At 56.6% G+C, this 25,062-nt stretch carries 20 protein-coding genes and 1 pseudogene; 3 read left to right on the top strand and 18 right to left on the bottom strand.

All coding sequences use genetic code 11. The features are described from left to right. Nucleotides 1-344 (top strand): hypothetical protein (locus VSR34_RS33890; protein ID WP_342964717.1); only part of this gene is annotated, 344 nt, incomplete at its 5' end. Between the two features lie 318 nt (nt 345-662). Here VSR34_RS33890 and VSR34_RS33885 read toward each other — a convergent pair. The 3 genes and pseudogenes from VSR34_RS33885 to VSR34_RS33875 form a co-directional block, all read right to left on the bottom strand. After that, the gene (locus VSR34_RS33885; protein WP_342964716.1) at nt 663-2,003 is read right to left on the bottom strand and encodes an amidase family protein; all 1,341 of its coding nucleotides are present in this window, start codon (nt 2,001-2,003) and stop codon (nt 663-665) included. 35 nt (nt 2,004-2,038) lie between these two features. Next, complete coding sequence (locus VSR34_RS33880; protein ID WP_342964715.1) at nt 2,039-3,727, bottom strand: NAD(P)/FAD-dependent oxidoreductase; 1,689 nt, start codon at nt 3,725-3,727, stop codon at nt 2,039-2,041. A gap of 316 nt (nt 3,728-4,043) precedes the next feature. Next, nucleotides 4,044-4,870, bottom strand: a pseudogene (locus VSR34_RS33875) (IS5 family transposase). Between VSR34_RS33875 and VSR34_RS33870 the strand changes: the two are divergent. Then, on the top strand, nt 4,778-5,044 hold the full coding sequence (locus VSR34_RS33870; protein ID WP_342964718.1) for a hypothetical protein: 267 nt from the start codon (nt 4,778-4,780) through the stop codon (nt 5,042-5,044). The pseudogene VSR34_RS33875 and the gene VSR34_RS33870 overlap by 93 nt on opposite strands. A 477-nt stretch (nt 5,045-5,521) precedes the next feature. Here VSR34_RS33870 and VSR34_RS33865 read toward each other — a convergent pair whose 3' ends face one another. The 12 genes from VSR34_RS33865 to nodB all read right to left on the bottom strand — a co-directional run bounded on the left by VSR34_RS33865 (nt 5,522) and on the right by nodB (nt 20,363). Then, nucleotides 5,522-8,566: an efflux RND transporter permease subunit gene (locus tag VSR34_RS33865; protein WP_342964714.1), complete on the bottom strand. Its 3,045-nt coding sequence runs from the start codon at nt 8,564-8,566 to the stop codon at nt 5,522-5,524. 11 nt (nt 8,567-8,577) lie between these two features. Further along, entirely contained in the window at nt 8,578-9,729 is a 1,152-nt protein-coding gene (locus VSR34_RS33860; protein ID WP_342964713.1) for an efflux RND transporter periplasmic adaptor subunit, read from the bottom strand. Between the two features lie 94 nt (nt 9,730-9,823). After that, a complete protein-coding gene (locus VSR34_RS33855) occupies nt 9,824-11,416 on the bottom strand; it encodes an efflux transporter outer membrane subunit (protein WP_342964712.1) in 1,593 nt (530 codons plus the stop codon). A 111-nt stretch (nt 11,417-11,527) separates the two neighbouring features. Continuing rightward, on the bottom strand, nt 11,528-12,127 hold the full coding sequence (cysC, locus tag VSR34_RS33850) for an adenylyl-sulfate kinase (protein WP_342964711.1): 600 nt from the start codon (nt 12,125-12,127) through the stop codon (nt 11,528-11,530). A 74-nt stretch (nt 12,128-12,201) separates the two neighbouring features. After that, nucleotides 12,202-13,998, bottom strand: coding sequence for a nodulation protein NodU (gene nodU / locus VSR34_RS33845; protein WP_342964710.1), 1,797 nt, complete (start codon nt 13,996-13,998; stop codon nt 12,202-12,204). Then, entirely contained in the window at nt 13,929-14,564 is a 636-nt protein-coding gene (gene nodS / locus VSR34_RS33840; RefSeq protein ID WP_342964709.1) for a nodulation methyltransferase NodS, read from the bottom strand. The genes nodU and nodS overlap by 70 nt, the downstream gene beginning before the upstream one ends. Before the next feature lie 88 nt (nt 14,565-14,652). Further along, complete coding sequence (locus VSR34_RS33835; RefSeq protein WP_342964708.1) at nt 14,653-15,243, bottom strand: NodA family N-acyltransferase; 591 nt, start codon at nt 15,241-15,243, stop codon at nt 14,653-14,655. 163 nt (nt 15,244-15,406) lie between these two features. Continuing rightward, on the bottom strand, nt 15,407-16,201 hold the full coding sequence (locus VSR34_RS33830) for a sulfotransferase (protein WP_342964707.1): 795 nt from the start codon (nt 16,199-16,201) through the stop codon (nt 15,407-15,409). 93 nt (nt 16,202-16,294) lie between these two features. Then, nucleotides 16,295-17,083, bottom strand: coding sequence for an ABC transporter permease (locus VSR34_RS33825; RefSeq protein WP_342964706.1), 789 nt, complete (start codon nt 17,081-17,083; stop codon nt 16,295-16,297). A 3-nt stretch (nt 17,084-17,086) separates the two neighbouring features. Beyond that, complete coding sequence (gene nodI, locus VSR34_RS33820; RefSeq protein WP_342964705.1) at nt 17,087-18,001, bottom strand: nodulation factor ABC transporter ATP-binding protein NodI; 915 nt, start codon at nt 17,999-18,001, stop codon at nt 17,087-17,089. A 72-nt stretch (nt 18,002-18,073) separates the two neighbouring features. Next, nucleotides 18,074-19,306 carry a chitooligosaccharide synthase NodC gene (gene nodC / locus VSR34_RS33815; protein WP_342964704.1) on the bottom strand — a complete coding sequence of 411 codons (1,233 nt, stop codon included), beginning with the start codon at nt 19,304-19,306 and terminating at the stop codon, nt 18,074-18,076. 412 nt (nt 19,307-19,718) lie between these two features. Next, nucleotides 19,719-20,363: a chitooligosaccharide deacetylase NodB gene (nodB, locus tag VSR34_RS33810; protein ID WP_342964703.1), complete on the bottom strand. Its 645-nt coding sequence runs from the start codon at nt 20,361-20,363 to the stop codon at nt 19,719-19,721. A 268-nt stretch (nt 20,364-20,631) separates the two neighbouring features. Between nodB and VSR34_RS33805 the strand changes: the two genes are divergently transcribed. Next, nucleotides 20,632-21,540 (top strand): LysR family transcriptional regulator, encoded by a 909-nt coding sequence (locus VSR34_RS33805; RefSeq protein WP_342964702.1) that lies wholly within the window; start codon nt 20,632-20,634, stop codon nt 21,538-21,540. A 21-nt stretch (nt 21,541-21,561) separates the two neighbouring features. On the opposite strand, the gene VSR34_RS33800 is transcribed toward VSR34_RS33805, so the two are convergent. From VSR34_RS33800 to VSR34_RS33790, 3 genes are read right to left on the bottom strand one after another with little or no spacing between them, the layout of a single operon-like run. Then, nucleotides 21,562-22,818, bottom strand: coding sequence for an ATP-grasp domain-containing protein (locus VSR34_RS33800; RefSeq protein WP_342964701.1), 1,257 nt, complete (start codon nt 22,816-22,818; stop codon nt 21,562-21,564). 14 nt (nt 22,819-22,832) lie between these two features. Continuing rightward, nucleotides 22,833-24,056, bottom strand: a complete 1,224-nt coding sequence (locus VSR34_RS33795; RefSeq protein ID WP_342964700.1) for an ATP-grasp domain-containing protein — start codon at nt 24,054-24,056, stop codon at nt 22,833-22,835. Next, the gene (locus tag VSR34_RS33790) at nt 24,053-24,766 is read right to left on the bottom strand and encodes a hypothetical protein (RefSeq protein WP_342964699.1); all 714 of its coding nucleotides are present in this window, start codon (nt 24,764-24,766) and stop codon (nt 24,053-24,055) included. Before VSR34_RS33790 ends, VSR34_RS33795 begins: the two co-directional genes overlap by 4 nt. Nucleotides 24,767-25,062 lie beyond the last annotated feature (296 nt).

The raw sequence follows: 25,062 nt of genomic DNA, 5'->3' as shown, positions 1-25,062 counted from the left end.
GTCGCTTGAGGACTTTGCCGATGCCCGGAGGCAACGTCGCGCGTGGTGTCTTCTTCGTCTGGCCCATGCTGTTCGTCATTCAGGATCGAACGCAAATTTTAACCCGGCACCTTGGCGCGACAGAACCCCCATTCTTAGTCATCAACACCAGATCGGCGAGCATGCTCGGAAGAGCCAACGGGTCTGACGTCGGTCCGAGTATTGCTGAGATCAGCAGATTGGTTTCTGCGAACTCTGCGAGCGACGCGCTGACCCTGCCTATACTTGTTGGAGACAAAAGCAATCTCGACATATCCGATGAAATTACTTTCGTTGTATCGAAACTGCCCACCTCTCCCGGATGATCCTGGACGTAGATCAACGGAGCCCGCCGGTCCCTGGCCTGAGTCACTGTGCTTATGATTTGCTCGGCGGTACGCCTTTGTCCGGATCCCTTGAACGTACAGTCTTCCGCGATTCACGACCAGAAACGACTTGACCGAATCGATTAGTCTATCGCCGCAGAGGAAGTGAGTTTCCGCTCCTGGAGCATGGTCCACAAAGCTACCGGCGTCAAAAAGCATACCTATTCTTTGCAACGAAATCTGCATGAATTGCTTACCTCCGAGCAGTGCGTGAGCATTTGGAAGTCCAGCGACCTGCGCGGCGGAAAGTCGCGTACGCTATGAAGCAAGAATCTCCTCCGCAGCGGCTGCCATCAAGAGGAGCCGGCGGTCTTGGCCGCGTGCGGCATCAAGGCTCAATCCCACGGGTAATGCATCGTTCGGCGCTACAGGCAAGGTAATGGAGGGCATTGCGACATTGCTGGCGAGGTCGGTGTTGCGTATTACCTCTGCGAACAGCCCCGGATGCTGTGCATCGCTAACGTGAGGAGTGCTGCGCGGGACAGTGGGATAAGCGAGAAAATCGATCCCTTTGGCGTTGAGAAGCGCATTCATTTCTAGCCGCAGCGTGTTACAGTTCTGTACTGCGGCGGAATAGTCTTTTGCGGAAATCAGATTTCCGTCAAGGTGTTGATGAATGATGCTCCTCACGCACTTGTCACGGATGTTGTCGAACACAGCATTAACCCTGCTTCCCCATCCAAAAGAGAGCAGTGCGCGTGGAAAGTCCGTGAAAAATTCGTAAACTGGAATAGTAAAAGTGCCGAACTTGTTCAATTCGGAAACAACTGCGTCATCGAGGTCGACGCACTGAAAGCCTGCGCGAGTTAGACGCCTGATCGCCTGCCAGCAATGCTTCCGAACATCATCGTCCACGTCGTTCCACATAGAGCTTGGAAGACCGATTCGGCAGCGATTATTTGTTTGTCTTGACGGGATTTGGCTATCGGAGCTCAGCAAGTCATATAGAAACAATGCGTCTTTGGCTGTCCGCGTCAGGAGGCCCGGTGAGTCCTTCGTGCGTGAAACCGGAATGATCCCGGCTGAAGACCACCGGCCACTTGTTGGTCTGAAACCCGCTATGCCGCAGAAGGCCGCGGGTATCCTCACCGAGCCACCAGTGTCGGTTCCGATCGCCATCGGGACAATACCGGCTGCCACAGCTGCTGCGCAGCCGCCGCTGCTTCCCCCGGCCAAATGGCCCGGAGCTACGGGATTGCCCACGGTTCCCCAATGGGGATTGACGGACGTGATTCCAAAGCTCAGTTCATGCATGTTGTTCTTGCCGGCGACGACGGCGCCGAGGGATTTGAGCTTTTTGACCACAAGTGCGTCGCGTGTGGCTATACAATCCTCCATGCCCGGTGTCCCGGCGGTTACAGGGAGTCCCTTGACGCAGATATTGTCTTTTGTAGAAAAAGGAATGCCGTAGAGTGGCGCACCTTTCAGAGTGTCATTGGCTCTCGCGAAGTGCGCCTCCGGGCTGCGAGCACGTATGAAACAGTTTAGACGTGTCTGATGAGCCTCAGCGCTCAGTGCGCGATCCCGGATCTCCTCTGCTGTAACGGCTCCTGACCTTATGAGGTCGCAAAGCGATTCAAGTGTGTTTTGAAAATGCATAAAAATTTTGTAGGTGGAGGTCTGAGAGAGCGATATTAGTAGCAGTAGGCACTGCGTATTTCGTCAAGGGGGTTGCCCGGTAAAAGATCTCCCCCGGCGCTACGTATAACGGCGCATGCGCTGTTGATCGCTGTCTGCACGGCCCCCTCAATCCACCCACCGGTGAAAGAACAGCCGCATCCTGCCAAGTAGAGCCCTGTATCGCTTGCCGGATTGTTTGCCGTCTGGAATTGAAAAAACAGACGCTGCGAATAGACATCCTGACCCGGGTAGTTGAGCTTGAAGGCGCCGCACGAATGAGGATCGGTTAGCCAGTCATGGTGGAGGACGCAGCGTTCATAGTCCTCATCTGCAGGGACGAGGTGACGCGCAAGTTCCGGATGGAAGGTCGACAGATCGTCGACGAAGCACTCGCACCGCTCCTTCTTGTCTGAAACACTCAGCAATTTGTGAGCATCGTCCTCCCAAGTGTAGCTGAGCAAAATCACACCCCTACCATCTGGGTTGTGAGGTTCGTAGTCAAGGCAGTATACGCCTCGTGCGAAGCTGTCAGACTGGATGGTGACGGGAAGCTTCTTGTTTATCCAGAACTTGTCTCGGGTGAGCATGAAGAGCTTTGACGATCCGGTCAGATGAGTTTCTCTGACCGCTCTGGATACGTCGCGGCTGAGAAACGTTTCGTCATCCGTCAAGCAATGAACCATCTGCATCGCCCTGTTGTTGCTCGTGACGATCACCCGGTCAAACGTCGCAATTTCATCTTTATCGGTCACGAGCTTGATCTCTGCACCTTCCTTGTAGATGCGACCGACGCCGTTAAAGCGAATCCGTTCGGCGATAGTGCTTCCAGAAACATTCTCGCCTGCAATGCGCTCAGCCAACGTTGAGATTCCGCACGAGATCAGGCGTTGATCGTCCATGTAACCGTTAATGACGAGGCGCAGAATCTCGGTGAATCCGGCCTGAAAGACTGGGAGAAAACCACCCGAGCCAATCCCAAGAGATCCAAACAGTTCGAAGTCGTATGGTCTTTCCCACTGAGTACCTCCAGGTGGGCAAGGACCCGTGAAAATGGTGACGATAGCAGCATAGAACGAACTATCGCGAAATAAATCCAGCCATGTTTGCCACGCGGTGCGTGCCTCCCTAAACCGCTCCGATTTCAACATAGCCGTAATTTCAACCGGCGCGACAAGAGATATGCCGTTGATCTTGCATCCATCCTGCAAGAGAGCTCTCCACCCTTCGTGTACACGCCTGAACAGATGCGGCGGCGGATCTCCGGCCGGCCAGATATGGCGAACGCCGCGATAATGCAGTTCCGTATCAACGACTCCAGGGTCAGGGAACGCTGCCGTGGTAGGAATATCATACCGATCAAGGTAATGAAAAAGACCGCTCGCATTTGGAGGAAATCGCATTGCGCCCATTTCGGCGATGAGATGTGGGTGCTTCGAATCAAACGCCTGTGACCATAACCTGCCGCCAATACGATCACGGGCTTCAAAAACAGTAACGTCACGTACACCTGCTCGCATAAGTTCGTTAGCAGCCAGAAGGCCGCTGATGCCTGCCCCCACGATAGCAACGCGTGGATTTTCGGTACTCGAGGAAAGCGTTCCAATTGCTCCAGCAGATGAGGCCCGCTCCAAAAACGGAGCATAGTCATACAGTAAATCGACGGTCGGCGATGGGCCTTTTGAACGCGCTACGCAGTTCTTCATGGATTCTTCTCCTGTAATGGCAGTGCATCGAGGCGAAAGACGATGATGGCGGGAAGTGACGCGCGAATCTCGATAGAACACGTCGAGATCTTCATTTCGTTGACGAAAACGTGTTGCTCGCCAGGAGAAAATGCCACACCTGAATGTCTATGCAATCGACGATAGCAATCCGCTGTAGCGAAATCAAGCAAGTAAAATTGATGTCTGCAATGCGGACTATGGATAGTTGCGTCGATAGTATGAATTGTCGATGCTATACTGAGGCTTTGTTGCATTAATCAGGCGTAGAGACGACATGACCTTTGTGTTTTCTGTCTCAGGTGATACGGACGGATTGCGGGCGTGCGATGGCCGCCATGCGGTTGAGCACGCCTGCACGAATCGAGACCTCGGTTGCCTGGGAGCCAATCTCGCGAGCCCACAGGGAGGAGCCCGTAAGGATCTTGAGCCGGTACATCAGGGTCTCGGCCAGCGAGCGACGATGGTAGCCACTCGCCTGCTTCCATTCACGTCTGCTGCTTGCCGCGATCGCGTCGATGGCAGCATTGCGCCAAAACGCGCCGGGCGTGCTCGCTGGCCACGGCGTCACGCCCTCACGTGGTGGAATCGAAGGGACCGCTGCGCGCGCCACAATTTGCGCATGGCATGCCTTGGTGTCGTAGGCGCCGTCGCCGCCGATGGTATCGATTGCCACATCAGCAGGAATCTGGTCGAGCAAATCGGGCAGAACTTCGCCATCGCCTTCGTCTTGATGGGTCATCAGCGCGGCGCAGATCTGGCCCGTGTTCGCATCCATCGCCAGGTGCACCTTGCGCCACGTGCGACGTTTGGACCAGCCATGCTTGCGTACCTTCCACTCACCTTCGCCGTAGACCTTCAGTCCGGTGCTGTCGATCACCAGGTGCAAGGGCGCATTGGGGCGCTGCGTTGGCAATACGACCTTCAGCGTCTGTGCGCGACGGCTCAAGGTCGTGTAGTTTGGCACCGGCAAGCCCGGGTAGGCGAGTTGCGCAAACTGAGCGCGAAGCCCTGCACAGCGCGCAGCGGCAGATGAAAGACCTGCTTGAGGCCGAGCAGAATCTGGATCGCCGCGTCACTGTAGATGCGCGGTCGGCCGCGCCTGCTCACGCCAGCCTCGGACAGCTGCGTCAGTACGCTTTCATCAATCCACATGGTCACATCGCCTCTCGCAAGCAAGCCCGCGTTGTATTCACGCCAGTTCTTGACGCGGTACGTTCCTTTGGGCTCGCTTGCCTTGCGTTCGTCCTTGCGCATATTCCCGGTGAAAAAATCGAGAATCTACGCAGTTCGAAGTGAAGTTAACATCCTGGTCTACCCGAGCGTTGCGCGTAAACGTCACCGCGAAGCGGCCTGATTTCTGCAACAACGCCCTATACTGATATCCGACGATATCGTCCGGCTCACCCTTAACCGGGCTCACAACGCTGGTTTTTTCATCGGGTCAGAAACCTCGTCGCGCGAGCGCGATTGCTTCGGGTCACGACGGTAGCACCTTGATCCGGTGCCATTGCGTGCGTTTGACGCTTCATTGTCCTCTTGCCCAATTCATTGCTTTTGAGCTCGATGGCGCTCGACGAGCACGACCGGTGGACCGACCAGCATTGGCTTGCCTTAACTGTATAAGTGTAAGCTAAGCGTGCGCCACGAAATTCAAAGCCAAGCAGCGCATCGCTCGCCATCACGCGGCAATCATGCTGACGAAAGTACGAGTCTGCCCGCTGAGTTCGTATCTGGAATGGACGGATAGATCGCTAGCACAGATCGATAACCAGGTCATGACTGGTCCTTTGGCGTCCCTTGATGATTTGCACCCAGCAACATATACATCGCCGGTACTACGAACAGTGTGAACGCAGTCCCGATCGACAGTCCTGTGAAGATCACCAAGCCCATTGCATTGCGACCTGCTGCGCCCGCGCCCGAGGCGACGACTAAGGGCAGTACGCCGAGCACCATGGCGACCGTCGTCATGAGGATCGGGCGCAGGCGTGCAGCTGCCGCTTCCTCCACGGCTTCTCGTTTGCCGCGGCCCACGCGTTGAAGCTGGTTCGCGAATTGCACGATAAGGATCCCATGTTTGCTAACGAGCCCCATGAGCGTTACAAGTCCAACCTGCGTATAAATGTTGAGCGTCGAAAAACCGGTATTGATGAAGACGAGAGCACCGAAGAGCGCCATTGGCACGGAGACCAAAATGACCAGGGCATCGCGGAAGCTTTCGAATTGGGCTGAAAGCGCAAGGAACACAATAATCGTCGCGAAGAGGAGCGTGACCAGGAAGTTACCAGACTCTTGCATGAACTGACGCGATAGCCCTGCGTAGTCGGTGTTATAACCTGCCGGAGCTGCGTCGGTCGTGGATTTACGAAGGAAGTCGAGAACTTCCCCCTGGGAGACGCTAGGTGAGATCACAGCGGAGATCGTTGCCGCATTGAGTTGCTGGAACCGATTGATCGATTCGGGGACGACCGTTTGCTTCAGGTACGCAACCGTCGATGCCGGAATCATGCTGCCGTCCGGCGCGCGCAAGTAATAGTCGAGTACCTGTGACGGATTCAGTCGATCTATTTGCTGGACTTGCGGAATCACCTTGTATGAGCGGCCAGCGATCGAGAAGTAGTTTGCGTAATTACCGCCGAGCGCAGCGCCTAGCGCCTGTCCTACATCGCTTTGCGTGAGGCCGAGCGATGCGATCTTGTCGCGGTCAACCATGACGACGGTTTCAGGCTTGTCGATCCTTAGATCGCTATCGACAAAGAGAAACATGCCACTTTCACGCGCTTTTTGGAGCACGGTTTTCGTCACCTCGTCGAGATTCTCGAAGGGCTCTGTCGTGCTGATCACGAATTGCACGGGAAAACCCTGCGCGCCCGGCAAAGGCGGGAACTGGAACGCCGCGACGCGTGCACCAGCAATGCCATTCCATCTCTGCTGGAGCTCCTGTTGTAGCTCGGTTGCGCCTTTTTTCCGGTTGTCCCACGTCTTGAAGAGCACGCCACCGAAGCCCTGATTCATTGTTGGCAGGCCAGTCAACTGAAACATTTGGGCATACTCGGGGAAGCGCCTCGACATTTCGAACACCTGATCGGCGTATGTCTGCATTTGCTGGATTGTGGCATTGGGCGGTCCCTGGATCAGTGATAGCACGATACCTTGGTCCTCCTGCGGCGCAAGCTCTGCTTGCGATGTCGAAAAGAGATACACGGTTCCGCATAGCAGCATGACGCCCATGACGACGAACACGGAAGATGTGTCGAGAGCCGCATGCAAGAGCCGCGCATAGCCAGCATGCACACGCTCGAACTGTCGATTGACGAAAACGGCGAAACGCCCCGACTCGTGCACGTTCCGGAAAATGCGCGAGCACATCATCGGCGACAGCGTTAGCGCAATCACGCCTGATACTGCGACGGCGCTCGCAAGGGTGAACGCAAATTCAGTGAACAGGGCGCCTGTCAGGCCGCCTTGGAAGCCGATTGGCAGATATGCGGCGATCAGCACGGCGGTCATAGCCAGAATCGGCCCACCAAGCTCGCGCGCGGCAGTTAGCGCAGCTTCCATGGGGGGCTTGCCTTCATTCATGTGGCGGTCGACATTCTCGACGACGATGATCGCGTCGTCGACCACGAGCCCAATCGCGAGCACCATCGCGAGTAACGTCAACAGATTGATCGAGTAACCGAGCAACTGCATCATGAAGAACGTGCCAATCAGCGACAGCGGCATCGCGATCACGGGCACGACGACGGCACGCAAACGTCCGAAGAAGACGAAGATGACGGCCGTGACAATCAGCAACGCCTCGACGAGCGTCTTCACTACTTCGTCAATCGCGCTGTTGATGAAGTCTGTCGCGTCGTAGACGATGTCGCCAGACATCCCCGTCGGGAACTGCTTCTGCAGACCGGGAAACGCGGCTTTAACGCGTCTGGCCACATCGAGCACGTTTGCGTCAGGTGCCACCTTAATTCCGATAAACACAGAACGCTTGCCGCCAAACGCGACGCTGGAATCGTAATTGTCCGCGCCTAACACGACATTGGCGACGTCCTCGAGTCGCACTATCACGCCGTTCTTTTGTTTGACAGCCAGTTTCTGAAAGTCCTCCACCGAATGGAGGCCGGTACGCGCGTTTAGACTGACGCTGGTCATCTGGCCTTTTGTTGTGCCGAGCGTCGCGAGGTAGTTATTGTTGCCGAGTGCTGTGTAGACATCGGAAGCAGTAACATTGTGCGCTGCGAGCTTGGTTGAATCGAGCCATGCGCGCAATGCGAACTGGCGACCGCCCAGTACTTCCGCGGTCTGAACGCCCTGAATGGAGTCGAGCTTCGGCTTAACGACGCGCAGCAGATAGTCGGTGACGTTGTTGGGCGGCAGCACGTCGCTGTAGAAACCCATATACATCGCGTCGGTGGTCTGACCCACCTGCATCGTCAGCACGGGCTGCTGGGCCTCGCGAGGCAACTGGTTACGCACCGACGCTATCTGTGTATTGATCTCTGTGAGTGCGCGGTTCGGATCATAGTTCATGCGTAGCGTCGCGTTGATCGTCGACACGCCTGTGCTGCTTTTCGATGACATGTAGTCAATGCCCTGCACCTGTGCGATGGCGGCTTCAAGTGGCTGCGTGATAAACCCAGCCATTGTGTCGGCGCTCGCGCCGTAATAGGAGGTGGTAAGCGTGACTACGCCCGTCTGGGTTTGAGGATATTCACTGACCTTCAGCGTGGAGAGGGAGCGCAAGCCTAGTACGAGGATCAGCAGGCTCAGCACTGACGCGAGGACGGGCCGGTTGAGAAAAATGTCGGTCAATTTCATCGGGCGGGCTCTCACTGTTCCTGAGGCGTCGGAGCAGGACTGTCCGCGGGCAGCACGCGATTATTGATGATGAGCGGTGTTCCGTTCTTTAGCTTGAGCTGACCGCTCGTGACAACCAGCGCACCTTCGTGAAGACCCTTCAGGATTGCCACCTGATCGCCGCGCATGGGTCCCGGCGTCACGAATACCTGTTGCGCCACCGGCATCGTCTCACCGCGCGCGTTCTTGTGGTCGCCCGGTCTAATGACGAATACGGTTGCACCGTACGCATTGTGCGCGATCGCTGTTTGCGGCAAGGTCAAATAGCGCTGCTCGCTACCTACATCGATCTTCACGTTCGCGTACATGCCGGGCAACAGCTTGCGCTCGCGGTTGTCCAAAACCGCTTCGATCTCGACGTTGCGCGTCGTGCTGTCCACGCGCGGATTGATCGCGCGGACTTGGCCACCGAAGCTGGGGGTGGCAAATGTGCTCGTATTGACAGCAACGCGCTGTCCCACCTCGAGTTGCCCCAGTTGCTCCTGGGGCAGATGAAAGTCGACGTAAATGGGATCGATGGCTTGCAGGGTAACAATTGCATCCCCCGGGTTGATGTACTGGCCGGGATTAACGGTGGTGATTCCCACGCGTCCTGCGAAAGGTGCACGAATGGTTTTCTTGGCGACGAGGGCAGTTTGCTGTTCGACTTGCGCTCTTTTGCTCTTCAGTTCGGCTGTGTCGGCATCCAGCTGCGCTTTTGAGATGGCCTGAATCTCATACTGTGCCTTGTCGCGGGTGTAAACCGTTTGCGAAAGCTCCGCGGCGGCTTTTAACGATGCGAGCTGTGCACGGTCAGAGTCGTCGTTGAGGCGCAGGAGGACCTGTCCAGCTCTCACCTCCTCGCCGGAACTGAATGCGATCTCGCGCACGAGTCCTGCCACTTCCGTCGTCACGTCGACGCCGCGGGCAGCGCGCAGGCTGCCCGTGGCGGAAAGCTGTGGCTGCCAGGTCTGATAGCCGACCACAGCTGACGTGACGGTGGCACCGGCCAGGCCATCGCGCATCAGGAGCTTCTTGATCATATGCGCTTTGTAAAGATTGAAGCCGATCAGCATGCCGAGCAGACTGCCTACGCAGATCAGCATGATGATCATCCGCTTTGCTGTTGGTCTTTTCTTAGTCATCGTAGTGTCCTTGCACGGCAAACTTACGGGGCACAAGCGTCTTTGCCGCGCTGCCTCGGAAACGTATGCGGCGCGCAACAATCGTCATGAGCATTCATTGGAAGCGGGGATCGGCGTTGGCATGCCCCTTCTCGTCATATGCCGTGTCATTCCACCAACCGCCACCCAGTGCCTGGAATAACGCGGCGGTATCTGCATAGCGAGTTGCCTGCGCCTGCGCCAGATTCACGACGGCCTGCTGATATTGGCGCTGTGCGTCGAGGAGCGACAGATAGCTGACTCCGCCGACTCGAAACTGTCCACGCGCCAGATCCAGTGAACTGCTAGCCGCGCGCCAGGCTTCGGTTTGCGCGGCAAGAGCATCCGCGTCGTGATCCAGTGCGCGCAATGTATCCGCAACATCTTCGAAGGCGAGCAGCACGGCTTGCCGATATCGCGCGTTGGCCTCGTCAAAGGCGGCCTCCGCCGCGCTTTTTTTTGCGCTTAACTGCCCACCATGAAATATTGGTTGGGTGAGTCCTGCGCCGATGTTCCAGATCACGTCCGCATACTTCAGCATGCCAGCCGGTGTTAGGGACTGCGGGCCGTAATTCGCAGAGAGGATCAGTTGTGGATAAAGGTTGGCCGTTGCGACACCGACCTCAGCGCTCGCTTGGTGGAGCACGGCATCGGCGGCCAAAATATCGGGCCGCTGACGGACCAGCGACGAAGGCAGACTGACCGGCAAGGTTTGTGGTAGCGTGAACATCGACAGCGTGAATTCGGACACACTTGTATCGCTCGGTAACCTGCCCGAAAGCACGGCAAGCTGGTGTCGAGTCCGATCAAGCGACTGCCGCAGCAGCGGTAGCGTCGCTCGTGTTTGCGCGACTAACGTTTCTTGCGCGAGCACCGCAGTGCGGTCCACGCCGCCAAACTCGAACTGCTTGTGCAAGACGTCAAGCTGCGCGTCCTCGTCTGCCACGATGTTTTCGGTCGCGCCAATCTGCTCGCGCAGCGACGCTTCCTTTACCGCCGCAGTGACGATGTTTGCCGACAGCGCGAGGTAGGCGCCTTGAAGCTGAAAGCGCTCAAAATCGACCTGCGCGCCCAGCGATTCGAGCTCGCGCCGTACACCACCAAACAGATCCATATCATAAGAAACACTTACTGATGCGTTGTATAGAGTCAGTATCTTGTTGACGTTGGGCTGCCCCAACGTCGCGCCATTCAGCTTTTCGCGCATAGCGTTGAGCTTGGCGTCGATAGAGGGATAGAGGGCAGTGCCTGCTTGTGCGCGCAGATTCTCGGCGGCCTGGCGTAGCGCGGCACTGGCTGCTGCGATCGTTGGGCTGCTTTTGAGTGCTTCGCTTATCAGTGTGTTGAGCTGCTCACAGCGATAGAGCGTCCACCATTGAGCAGGCAGGTCGCCGCCGGCCGCGAACCGCTGCTCAAGACCCGCTGCACCTTGCGACGAAGCCGTGCGATCAGGTAAAGGCGTTGATGTGTAATTCTGTGTCGCGGGCGGCGCGGGCGTGTGGTATTCGGGGCCGACCGTGCAGCCGGCCAGCGGGCCGAGCAGTGAAAGCACTCCAGCGATTACTGCGGCACGCGTGACAAACCGGCCTGCCGTGCAGTGAAAAGCTACCGCGCACCATTGCGCATGTAAACGTGTACGACCGGAGCTGCAATGGACCTCGTCAATCATCTATCTACCTGGCTTGCGAGCGATGAGTGTTTAATTGTTGGATGGAGAACTTCCCCTGTTTCAACGGTGTTGCTGCGAAGCGTGCATGCAATCTACGAATGATCGCAACAGTCAGCGACTGCCGAGCCAATTCAGGACAATGTCGGCACCTTCGTCGATGGACTTGCGACATGTGTCAATGAAAACGTCCGGATCCGTCGGCTCCTCATACGGGGAGTCGATGCCGGTGAACCGCTGGATTGCGCCGCTCCTTGCGAGCCGATACAGCCCTTTGGGGTCACGTGCCTCCGCCGCAGCTAAACTCGCGTGAACATGGATTTCGGCGAAATTATGGCTGCCCGCCGTAGACCGGGCGAGTTCCCGATCGCGACGGAATGGCGAGATGAGGCACACCAACACTATGATGCCGGCGTCGGCCATTAATTTTGCGACCTCCGCGACGCGCCGTACGTTCTCGCGGCGGTCAGCATCGGCAAAGCCAAGGTCTCTGCAGAGACCGAGCCTGACGGAGTCGCCGTCAAGTATGTAGGTGAGTCGGCCAGCTGTATGGAGACGAGCCTCTACCGTGTCGGCAATAGCCGACTTTCCCGCGGCTGATAGGCCGGTAAACCAGAGAATGGCCGGCGTTTGAAGAAGCAAACGTGCTCTCGCCTCCGGGGGAACCCGGAAGCCGTACGCATACAACGCTGAAGTGGAAGGCTCATTCGCCATACTTGCCTACTGAAATGGGTGCGGTCGGGGTAGGGTGTGCGCTCACTGATTGGGGCCTTGCGGTAAAAAAAAATTCATGCGGCCCCAAAAAGTGCCAGCTCATTGACTGATGCCGAAGTCTCATTTCTGCATGTCTTGGTAAATAGCTGGCCATTGCACCAAACATGTTCGACGCGTCCCCATTCACACGCCGACGCTGCATCGGGAAAAAAGCCTCGTCCGAGGTGATTGGCGCTGGTGTTGCACAGCAAGGGAAGGCCTGTTAGCTTCTCGTATTCGATCAGCAACTGCGCCACGGGATGCCCGGATGACCTTGCAATGGTCTGCAATCGCGCAGAACCGTCGAGATGCACGACGGCAGGTATCTTGTCCCGCCATTCGTCGTGCGTTTGATGATCGAACAGCATGTAGGGATCGGGAGTGCCTGGGAGGAATACAGCACGCGCCCGGTCTTCAAGACATATGGGCGCCACAGGACGGAAATATTCCCGATGCTTGACATCGTTGAGAAGAGCCTTCATGTTCGGCGAAGTCGCAGCGGCGAGAATACTTCTCGCCCCAAGTGCTCGGGGGCCCAGCTCGGCGCGTCCGGCAAGGAAAACGACGGGTCTATTTTCGGCAAGTATTTGTGCGAGTTCAGCTAGGGAGCAAGGCGACGAAGACCAGCCGGGCACTCGCGTGCCAGTTTCAATTGCGGGGCCGCTGTATACCGACCACTCTAAGGGCATGAAGCCCTCGTCCGCGGCTATTGCGCAGCATGCGGTGCCGATCGCCGAACCGCTGTCGTTCGGAAAGGGTGGAATCCAGGTAGCATCGAACAAGCCACTTGCGCGTAATGCACTGTTCCATTTGATATTGAGTCCGCATCCGCCGGATACGCACAGGTTACGCGGCCCAGGAATAGAATGGCGCCGCAGGGCCACTTCCATTTCGCGGACGAGTAGGCGCTCGAGGAAAATATGGAACGAGGCGAGTACGTCTTCGGGAGCTTTACCCTGCAGTTGCGGCACGCATGCGTGGAAGAAATCGCGTATCGCTGCGAGCGATGTACTGGGAAGATGGAGATTCTTACGATAGTTTCGCGCAAGCACCGTGTCGCCTGCAAAGCGTTCCAGGTAAAGATGGCAAAATGTAGCAATGATGTCTTCGTCGACTGACCCCAGCGCGATATATGCCATTAGCTTGCCGGCCACCCCCAAGTCCCACTCTGCACCCGCCGCCTTTGCGTACGGCCCGAAATGATGTCCGGCCGCCGCATACATTTGACCGATGATGGGGAAGAGTTGGTCAATGAGCCGCACGTCGTCGCGTGCCACATGGTACAGCCGTGGCACCATGCCGCCATCCCACACCAGGCAAAGCGCAGGTTCCCCACGTTGCGCGAACGGACTCGTGCAGTATGCGGCGGCGACGTGGCCGGACACGTGAGGGTAGCTCCTGTACCGATATGACTTTCCGCCGATCAACAGCCCAGTTCCGTCGACAGAAGCCAGAACATCTCCGTTTTTGCGTTCCGTATAGGGCCCACCCTCGAGGACGATTGGGGTGGCGCCGCTCAGCACCTGAAACTGCGACGTCACTTCACCGTCCCAGCCGTCAATCACAAATTCGTCAATGTCGTCTGTCCGTAGACCGTGCTCGGCTAATGCGGTTTCAATTGCATCGAGGTTGCGTATATCCTGATATCTCGGATTGTTGTCCCGCTTCTCCTGTTCGATGCAAAAAATGAGCTTTCCATCCTCGACAACAGCGATTGCTCCGTCGTGTGTCAGCTTGAGGCCACAGATGCGCATAATATCTTTCAACCTAGCGAGGGAAATCTGATTGAAGGGGAAATTGCGCTTCGCTTCTGGAAGCGTGCGAGCAGGCAATCCTCATTGGACGACTGGCCTACGCATTCGACTCGCTCAATCTCGATGAACTGTTCGTTTAGCATCTTCAGCACTGTTTCAGCACCAGCGATATGTCCCCAGCGTCGACAATTGGCGTCACGTGCTGAACCGAATATCAACTGGCCGTCAGGCGCGAGCACGCACGCCAGATTGCGGATAGCGTCTCGCACTTCTGCGATGTTGGCGAGATAGTAGAAAACCTCTGCGACTACGACCAGTTCGAACCGCTCTGCGCTGGAAAAGTGCTGGACATCTGCAACGATCCAGTTAACATTCGGCCGGTGATTTAGCCGCTTGCGTGTCCTCGCAAGCGCTTGCGGCATCACATCCATCACGGTGAGCCGCTCACAGTACGGCGCCAATTTCTCTGTGAACGCACCTCCCGCACATCCGACCTCAAGGGCATGGGCAACGGGGCCTTCAGAGAGTGATAACCGAAGCATGTGCATATGACGCTCATGCTCGAACGGATTAGTGTCCAGTTGCCACGGGTCGTCCGCATCCAACTCCCGACGCAACAAGTCGAAATTCGCTACGTTTTTCAATTTTGTTTACCTGAGGAGTGCGCGTTCACATGTCATTGCAGGCTCAGATTGAGCCGCTGGTCGCGTGTCCGGTGCAGATACAGGAGAGTCATAGTTCAGGGCCATTGCGTTCGATTTCGCTCCCGTGCGGCCACTCACTCATAGCTCTATCAATCGGCATAATCACTGCCAGTACATCTTCTACACGTGTTGCCGGCAAATCGAGGTGAACGTTGGGGAGCGTTGAACGGACGCGAACCCCAGACACGACCGTTCCAATTCCATGTCGACATAACCTTGTGACATGGTTCTTCAAGGCATAGCGGACGGTGCCGAATGCGAATGGCACGCGAAGCTCCTGCAATACAGGATACATCGCGCGAATTGATTGGCTGATTCCGAGCCCCTCGAGGTCTGGCCGCACTCCATACAAACCCAGTTCCGCCACCAGCACGTCGGTTGTGCCAACCTTGATGAAGCGGCGCAACGAACCCATGTGCGCCGCTACACCTTGCGAATCGTAGGCAATGGCGCGGAGTTCGGGCCTCGCCCCGGCCCAACTTCGACCGCCGTCGAATGGCTTTGCGTTGAACGATCCGGTTGGACCATATGTTGTCCGGAAGAACTGGGCCAATTCGAGATGATCGGAAAGCTGGAGCTCATTTTCCCAGCACAGTTTCCACTGCACCTTTGAGGACATGGAAAGTCACCTTTTTCAGTTGCGTTCACGCGCAACCCGTGGCGTGCGTTTACCAAGAAGGCGGAAGCGTCGCATTCGGGATGTTGCGCCAGTAGGATCGCAAAGATCGTAAAATTACCCTTTAGATGGCAGAATTCCTAGATGAAGAGCTTTTGTGCTAATTCTAAGGAAATGAACCCGGGCCTGCATGGATCATGCGATCCCGAGAAAGTCCATCTCTCGTTGTTTCAAAAAATCTCTCATATTGCCCACCACTGAAGTGACCTTTCAACTCGTCGAAGTTGAGTACGGTCTGCTCCAGAGGTCGGACTTCCTGCCTTTGAAGAGCCGTCCTTGGAGAGCAGGGGTGCACGGAAGTTCCAAGGAATGTCTGCACCGCCTCCATGCATCCGGCGGGGTCATGGAGGAGGTTTTCATAGTCTATTGAAAGAAGATTCTCTGGCGCAAAAGAGTCGACGACTTGACGATGAAAATCGTCTGCAGCTTTGAAGTAGGCTTCGCATAATTCAATAGTCAACGCGACTTGCGGAGGCGGAGCCGACCCATTGTCCGACCCGTACTTGAGCCATTCACCACTTTGTCTCGCTTGCACCAGCGATCGCAGCGATTCCAGCGTATTCCTACGGACCACAAGCATCGCCTTCAGGCGCGGCCACTGTGCCAATTGATCAAAGAATCCGGTGCGTTCCAGAAACTGCGGTTGATTGATCTTACAACCGATATGCGTGGCGTGCGCCTTTCCCTTTCGGACCGGATAGCGGAGATAAGCCAGTTCGAGAATTTCGCGATTGCTGTACTTCAGCCGGTTGTCAGGCCAATTGGTGTCGTAGGTGTTGAGCAATTCGCCGTTGCTCAAGACGTTTGGATGAGCATTCAGCAGTTCTTCCAGATAGTGGGTGCCGGTTCTGGGCATCCCGAGAATCACGAATGGCTGAGTTGTCGGCATGAAGTGGGTCATGGCGTGAATTTCATTAGGTTGAAAGCGGCGGTTCGGATGTAGCCCATTCCGATGCTTATCACAAGACTGCTGCTGGGCGGAACGTCGTCAGCATCAAGACATCAGGCGGCGGCGGACCAGTGTCGCCGACAGGAAAAACGGCAGTATTGTGTAGACACAAAGCACGGCCAGATGCAGCCCCATGCCGCCGACCGGACGTACAAGCATCGCCGGGCGGATCAATTCGACGGAGTGGGTAAGCGGCAGGAACTGTGCAAGGAATTGAAGCGCCCGAGGCAGTTGGCCCACAGGGAAGACGACGCCACTCAGGAACAACATGGGAGTAAGCACAAGCGTTTGGTAGAACACAAAATAGTCATAACTCGGTGCGATCGCGACGAGTACCATTGCTACGCTCGCGAAAGCGAGGCCAGTTAGAAAAACGATAGGGATCACAGATACGATGCTCGAAAGCCGTGCGTAACCGAGCATCGCTGCAACCACCATCACGGCGGAGCCCGCGAGAAGGGCCTTTGTAGCGGCCCATGCCAGTTCGCCAAGAATGACATCCCCAATGGTGAGTTGGGTGCAGAGCACGGCTTCCCACATGCGCTGAACGTGCATGCGAGCGAAGGCAGCGTAAATCGTTTCGAAAGTCGCCGCGGTCATGGCGCTTGTCGCAACCATTCCGGCAGCCAGGAACGCAACGTAAGGAGTGCCGTCGATGTGACCTATCATTATTCCGACGCCGAAGCCGAGACCAAAGAGGTACATCATCGGGTCGGCCAAGTTGCCGAGAAGGGAGATAAGCGCCGCTTTTCTCCACGCCAAATAGTTACGCCGCCATACTGTGCGCCAGTTCCAGGCGTTTCCGGGCAGGGCAATCATAAAAACTTCGCGCATTATTCAATCCTTCATTTCGCGTCCGGTCAGCCGAAGAAAAACGTCCTCCAGATTCGCCGGACGCTGCACAATACGCAGACCCGTATGCTCGCGCAGTCGCGTGCATACCAGTTGCGGATCGGCCGTGTAGCAGAACAGTGCATCACCGCTTACCTCCGTACGCTGTGCAAACGGAATCAGCAGCGCCTTGAGTTCATGAGGTTTGCCGCCGTATATCTCGAGAACGTGACTTCCAATCTGCTCTTCGATTAATGCATCAGGTGCACCCTCCGCAATGCTGCGCCCTCCGTCGATTACACATAGCCGATCGCACAAGCGCTCTGCCTCTTCCATGAAATGCGTAGTCAGAAGAATTGTTTTGCCGCGCGCGAGTAAGCAGCGCAAACGATCCCAGATGAGGTGGCGCGCATGCGGATCTAGTCCAGTCGCTGGTTCATCCATGACAAGAAGTTGCGGATCGTTGATGAGCGCGCGTGCAATGGTTAGGCGGCGCTTCATACCGCCCGATAACTCGGTCACGCGTGCGTGAGCCCTGTCCCCGAGATGTGCGAAATCCAGCAGGGATGGGACCACCGCATCGATTTCGCCTCTGCTCATCCCAAAGTAGCGCCCGAAGAGCTCCAGGTTCTCGCTCACACTAAATCCTGGTTCCAGGTTGTCGAACTGCGGAACGACACCAATCCGCCTGCGCGCCAGGCGTGCCCGCGCCGGCACCGGTTCTCCCAGGACAGTAATCTCGCCTGCGTCAGGCAGTGCCATACCCAGTATCATTCGAGTGGTAGTGCTTTTGCCGGCACCATTAGGCCCGAGCAGACCGAAGCACTCGCCGGGCTCTACGCGGAAGGACAATCCGTCGACGGCAAGCTTGCCGCCGTAGGATTTCTTCACGTGGGAGAACGTGATCGTTGCATTAGACATAGAGCCAGAAATGGATACAGACCATCATCGTTTGAGGAAGATTCCGTGGCGAGCGCGGGAGGCTACGCATTACTAGCTCTTGTGAACATGGTGCTCACCTTGGCCTTGGACGGGAGAACTGCGAGAAAGCCACTCACTGTTATCCAGAGTACAGAGAGCATATGCTTTCACAGGAAGCAGGAGTAAAAGGTTTATGAGTGTGTGCACCGAGAATCCGAGAAATCGAAGCTCGCGAGCGCGGATGGCAGCAACGGAGCAGCGGACCATCGTCATTGAAGCAATGACGAAGCACGCCTGCCACGGAGCTGTGGCTGTGAGCACGATTTGCAGAAAGCCTGAAATCATTGAAATGGCGAGCAACAGAGAGCCAATGTTCTGCGCTATCACATCAAGAGTCAGATAGCGATCAAGACGAGGCAAAAGGCGAAGCGCCAGCAGCGTGTCGCGGTAGGTACTGCGCGCCCAGCGCAATTGCTGCCGCAGGTACGGTCGCAGCGTATCCGGAACCACCGTAGCGGCCACTGCATCTCGAACGTACTCCGTTCGATAGCCCGCCGCGAGCATGAGAATTGTCAGATGGCGGTCTTCGCCGAAGTCGCTGCGCTTGCCCCTGAACATTTGAGTTTCGTACTGGTCCAGCAGCAGGAGAAGCGCTGTGCGCCGGTATATCGCACACGGTCCGCAGCAGCACATCACAGCACCAAAGCGCGCTTGAGCCGCGCGCTCCTCGTTGCACGCAAGCCAGTATTCCATATCGATCAGGCGGGTCAGCCACGTGTCGCTGCGATTGCTGGCTATCAACTGACCCATGGCCGCACCGACCGTTGCGTCGCTCATTGTCAGCACGAGTTTCTTTACTGCGTCCGGCGCCAGAGTGGTGTCCGAATCTACGTTAAGTATGAGTTCCGAGGACGAAGAACGTATTGCGGCGATTTGCGCTTTACGCTTTCCCACATTCTCTGGAAGAAGGAGGAAGTTGAATCTAGGATCATGCTCGTGCTCGCGATACACGACGTTCAACGCATCGCGGTTGGCGGATCCATCATCGACCACGTGAACCCTGATGGCGCCCGCGTAGTTCTGGGCGCCAATCGAGTCGAGACACGCTCGCAGCGTTTCGGGGTTTTCGTTAAAACACGGGACGATGACGTCGATGTCAGGCAAATACTCGGTGTTGACTACGTTGACGCATGAAGGTGGGCCGCTAGTCGGAAGAGTGTGAAGTACCTGCGCGCTTTTATAGATGGCCGAAAGTGACGCATATAATAGGACAGATGTCGTGTTGATTGCGGCAGGAATGTTCATCGGGGGTCAGTGTGCCAGGAGACGTTGGGATTCTCAGTACAGGCCTGACGTGAGCGATGGCGCGGAAGTCAGGCGCGGAAATACCTTACAGGGTCACGCACGATTCGAGGGGCAATTGTTCTCGTGCCTATAGAGTTTGGAAAGACGCTGTTTGGCGTACAAGAAAAATGTCCGTTAACGCACCTCATAGTACCGAGGTCGTCCAGAACACTACCATCGGCGTCGGCTGAAAGTCAGATCAGCCAATGCCTGCATCGGGGTCAGCATTTCCTTAGTTCTAGCCGTGATCGCCAGTGCGCAGACGGCGCGCATACCTGAATCTATTGGTGAAACGTTTCTAATGGAGCATATCGTCTACTTGTCGATCAGCTCGGGGTCTGAGATTCCCATTAAGCGGGATATTCCGTTTAACTTACGGAAGCGAACTGATGACGAAGCCCATTTCCTTCAATCGTGGAATCAGGCGTGATAGTGCGATGACAGTCTGCTCGCGCGAAGCATCGTGATCATGTAAGTCGCACTCTTCGGGAGGAGACCCGTCGTGCAGCAGTACGATCGAGCCGGGCAGCACCGATGTCAGTACGGAATCGACAATCGCTTCGGCTCCCGGACTCGACCAGTCTCGTGGATCTACCGACCAGTGGAGTGACATTAGTCCCGCTTTCATGGATTCGGCTATAACTTCGTTCGTCCATTTTCCATACGGCGCACGCATGTATCGCACGGCTGCCGCTGGGCAAGCACGCTGGATAAGCGAGTTCGCTTCTGCTATTTCGTGCCGTATCTGATCCGTCTCGCATTTCGACAAGTCCCGATGGGAAAGACTGTGATTCGCGACATCGTGGCCTTCCGAAACCATGCGCTGGATCAGTTCCGGATACTCAGCCGCGTAGGCACCGAGTACACAGAAGGTCGCCGGTACTTGGTGCCACGCCAGCAGATCTAGTACTTTCGGCGTCCATATCGGGTGTGGCCCGTCGTCAAAGGTAAGGTAAACCTTACGACACTCACCCTTACGGTCACGCACGTTTAGCACTTCCGAAATAAATTGCGGCATTTCACAATCGCTGAGTCTTCTCATAGTCTTTCACTCATCTTTGGATGAGTCACCGTTTACCCAGGGACCAGCCCCAGTCGCAACCGCGAAATGCCATGTAGCAGTCAATATCTGGGAATTGATGTCGAGCCTTGTTCAGTAGAACGACGGGATTAGTCATATTTATGACTTGCATGTCAAGCTGAATTGCCGTAACTTTGCTGTACCTCAATTAATTTGTACAATCGATTGTTTCGATATGTGTCATCCACCAAGCGGATAATTAAAGATGCGCTTCAAAGGCCTCGATCTGAATCTTCTCGTCGCGTTGGACGCATTGATGGCGAAGCGTAACGTCACGCTTGCGGCACGCGATATCAATTTGAGCCAACCTGCCATGAGCGCCGCGGTGTCGCGGTTACGAGACTATTTTCGCGACGACCTCTTTGTGATGAGAGGCCGAGAATTCGTGCCCACATCACGAGCGGTAGAGCTTGCCGGACCGGTGCGGGAGGCTCTATCGCATATCCAGCTTTCCATCATCTCGCGCGACGTTTTCCAGCCGGCAAAATCGGATCGCCGGTTCAGGGTCTGCCTCTCTGATTTCATGACGCTCGTCTATTTCCAGAAGGTCATTAAGCGCGTTGCACGCGAGGCTCCGGCGGTCAGTTTCGAACTGCTTTTCCCAGACGACGAGCCTGGGGATTTGCTGCGGCGTGGCGACGCCGATTTTTTGATTCTGCCCGATCTATTCCTGCCGGATACTCACCCGAAAGCGCCGCTCTTCGATGAGAAGCTCGTGTGTGTCGGCTGTTCTGCCAACAAGCAGTTGTCGGAGCAGATTTCGCTCGACCGGTACATGTCACTGGGACATGTGACGGTGAGGTTCGGGCGGGCACGCAGGCCTTCAATCGAAGAGTTTTTCCTACTGGACCTCGGTCTCAAACGGCGTGAAGAGGTCGTCGTTCCGACCTTTCACCTTATTCCGTCCGTGATATCGGGTACTGGTCGCGTTGCGACGATCCCTCTGAGGCTGGCCAGGCATCTCGGGGAGGCCTCTGCTCTGCGGATCGCCGAAGTACCGCTTCCGCTTTCCACTTTCACTGAGGCGATCCAATGGCCTGCGCTGCATAACGGTGATCCTGCAAGTATCTGGATGCGCGAGCTATTGCTGGAGGAGGCGAAAAGTCTTGCTTAGCGTGACGGGTCACGTGTACGGCTAGTCGGTGAGCGCCGCGTTCTCCGCCAGCGTGTAGCGAAAATCACGCAACGTCGCACGAATTGCCTTGTCGATTTCTTCCTCAGATGCGCCGCGATAGCGGAAGCGTGCGAGGATGTTGCCAATGCGGCTGGAACCGTTGAATACGTGACGTCTCGCCGGGAAGACAGCTTCGTAAAGCCCCGGGATAGCATTCGGCAATTGTGCGTCGAGGAATATCTTGCCGACTGGCTCTGGCAACATCAGGAATCCCCCGCGTGTGGACGAGGTTGACGCGATTGACGCCGCCTGCGCCCGTGCGGCGAACCGCGCCTCGTCACCTGATTGGTGGGTGACCCAGAGGTCGAAGAGGTCGACGCCGTACAATTCATGGAAAAGAAAGGGGATTTCCCCACTGCCGACACGGGCACCGACTTCCAGAAAATAGAATCCGTCGCAAGCTCCGATTATCTCAAGATGAAACGGTCCGTTACTCAGGGCGAGCGCTCGCAGGCATGCGGCCGCGAATTCAAGCACAGCATCATTGTGCGGTCCCGGGTCGAGCATCACCGAGCCAAGGGGGTTTCCTTGTGCAAACTGAAGACGGGTGTTGATGTAGCGGGACACGCGCACAATTACCCATGTGCCCTCGCGCATGAAGCCGTCAACGTGATAGACGGACCCTTCGATGTACTCCTCGCACTCGTACTCAACTAGCGGTAGTGTCGGCCACAGCATATCCAACCTGGCACGCGTGTCGATGCGCCGTACGCCTAGGCTTGCTGCGGCGGTACGTGGCTTTACAATGATCGGAAAGCGCATCACAGGTGGCGAATTCACTTTCGCAAAAGCCACATCTTCCAACGCTGCAACGCGCGGTACCCGCAGGCCCGCGGCAGCAACGGTATGCTTCATAGCGGCCTTGTCGCGAAAGCGCACGACGGTATCGGGAAGATCGCCGGGAATATTGAACGAATTGCGGAGTCGAGCGGCCTTCAGAAGATCGAATTCGGACAATGCGATCAGCCTGTCGATGCCGCCGAGCGCCTCATGACAGGAGCTCATGGCCTTATGCAGTGCATCTTCATCGAGGATGTCGGATAGCTCTTCGACGTGCGCGGTTTGGGAGGCGTCGAGCGCGGCCGCGCCGTTCGGCGTGCAGATATAAGCGACGTTATTCGCCGCATGATCGATGTAGCGATGGTAGGCTGCGAAGCCGTCGGACCAACGGTGAAGCACGACTATACGGCTACGCGGGGCGGGGTAGTTGGTTGTCATGAGGTGCAAACCGCTCAAATATCGTTACAGGCGCGACGGGATCCGAGCGTTCTCAGCGCTTCGGCAAGCCGCAAATCAAGTGTCGGGCGATCGGGCGCGGTGAACAACACATGCCCGAGACGGCCGCACGTCGCCGGTCGTTGTGGCACTGTGCCGCCGATATGGGAACGGACCTCCACCTCCTGGAAAGCCGGTATGGCGCGAACGCGTTCGACGGCGGCCGCGTCGCCTACCGGTGCGAAGAACCGTACGCCGCTAACACACACGGCGCGTTTTGCGTCGGCGTCGGGGGCTGGCTCAGGATCGCCGAGGTGGCTGCGTATCGCTATTTCCGGCAGAGAGGTTGACCTGCTGAGTTCGATCAGCCGATAGGTGCGATCACCTCCGAGGCAGGCCGTGATCTTGATCAGCACCGGACCGTCGCGCGTTATACGCACTTTGGCGTGGAAAACACCGAGGGTCAGTCCAATCTGCGCGGTGGCGCGCTCGACGTATGCGACGAGCGCGGCTCCCTGGTCCGATGCCAATGAGGCTTCGACATAGTGGCCCATTTTTGCGAAATTCTGCTTTGCGCCCGAGAGATTTTCGGTTACGGCGACGACGCGGGGTCCGTACTTCCTACTGACGTAGCCTTCGATGTAGTACTCTGGGCCCTCGAGATACTGTTCAAGGAGCAACGCGTTGCCGGCCTTAGGGCCGATAGCAACAACGCCGTGATGCATGGCGCACTCGACCGCAAGTTGCAATTGGGAAAGAGAGTTGACGTACGTCGCAGGCATGCCGCCGCCGCGGACAGGCTTAAGGACGGCCGGAAAGCCTACGTGTAAAGCGGCTGTCATGACGTCGCGACGATGTGCGATGAGGGCGAACACAGGAACCGCCAGTCCGGCGGCGGCGAGATGCATGCGGCTGCGGTATTTGTCGCGCGTGAGTGCGGCCGCTTCCGGCTGCAAATGTGGAAGACCGAGGAGCGCGGCCGATTCAGCTGCGACGCCTGTTGCGCATTCGCAACCGGGTACGATCGCATCGACGCCGATGGCGCATGCGGTGACCGCCACGGCGTTCGGCGAGTCAGTGTCTATCACCGTGTACGGCACCATAGCGGCCTGCAGTTCGCATGACAGGGAGCGGGCATCGCGGTTGGCCAAAAACACGTGGGTGGCCATGCCAAGGCGCACAGCTGAGGCGACAAGTGCGGCACCGGACGACTGCGGCTCAATCACGATGATGGCGGTCATTTGAATGCTGCCTGTTCAGTGCCGGTCTCCGGCCCGGGCAGGGTCGCGACACGCAACTCTTCAAAATACTCGTGAATCATTCCGACAATGTTGTTCAAATAGATTTCTGCTTTCGCCATTCCGCCCGAGCCGCCGATCGCCAGTTTCAGAGCGATCCATGTGGAGTCTTCGAGGCTGCGCGATTCGGCATACTCAATGTGGCTGAGCGTACCTTTTGCGTGATCGTGCCCGAATGCGCGCGCGGCTGATTCCGCGATGACCTTGTTATAGCGGCCCGAATACCACGCCTGCAACCAGTTCCAGAGCATCGTAGGGAGCGGGCCATCGCGGACGATGCTTAGGTAGAGATATCCGATTAGCTTGTCGGTGCTATTGAATGGTCTAATGCTGTCCACGCTCGCTGCGGTAAGGCCGAACCTCTCGATGTCATGCAGTAGATGGCATTCTTGCCCATATTCTTGCGCGAGGTGCTGCGCGAGCATCTGCGCAAGCGAGGTATCCTTGCAGCCGATTTTGTATAGCGCGAATGCGCCTACCTCGTTGTTGAGCCGGATGCGTAACACGGTTTCGACGAGATGGCGGCGATAGTACTCACTGTCGATCCAGTCGCCTCGGTGGAAGGCAGCGGTTTCCGGCGAAACCGCGAGGATCTGGTCCATGGTGTACTGGGCAAGCTCTTCGAAGCGAACCCGATCGTTGGGTGTATTCATGTGATTTCCGGGTAAGATGAATGAGAAGGAGCGAACGCGGCGCGCTGGGTTGCGAGTCGGCGGCGAATGAACCGGAGACACGAACTGCTTGTCCTACGAGGCGATGGTGGCTCTCTCGGATTGCAAAAATCTCCACGATTGGCCTCTAAACTGTGCACCGGTCGTCGTGCGACGAGTATGGGTTGAAGGCCCCCGCGCTTGGGTGGCCCGAAATTGGGTTGCTCTTTGCAGAGCGGTGCGCTTTGGCAAACCCCATCGCATCGAAATGATTTCTGTCAACCGACAACTGACCAAAT

It is taken from the genome of Paraburkholderia sp. JHI2823 (genome assembly GCF_038900695.1).
GTDB lineage: Bacteria > Pseudomonadota > Gammaproteobacteria > Burkholderiales > Burkholderiaceae > Paraburkholderia > Paraburkholderia mimosarum.
The sequence above is the reverse complement of the archived record's forward strand: the minus strand, read 5'-3'. Positions and strand labels throughout refer to the sequence as shown.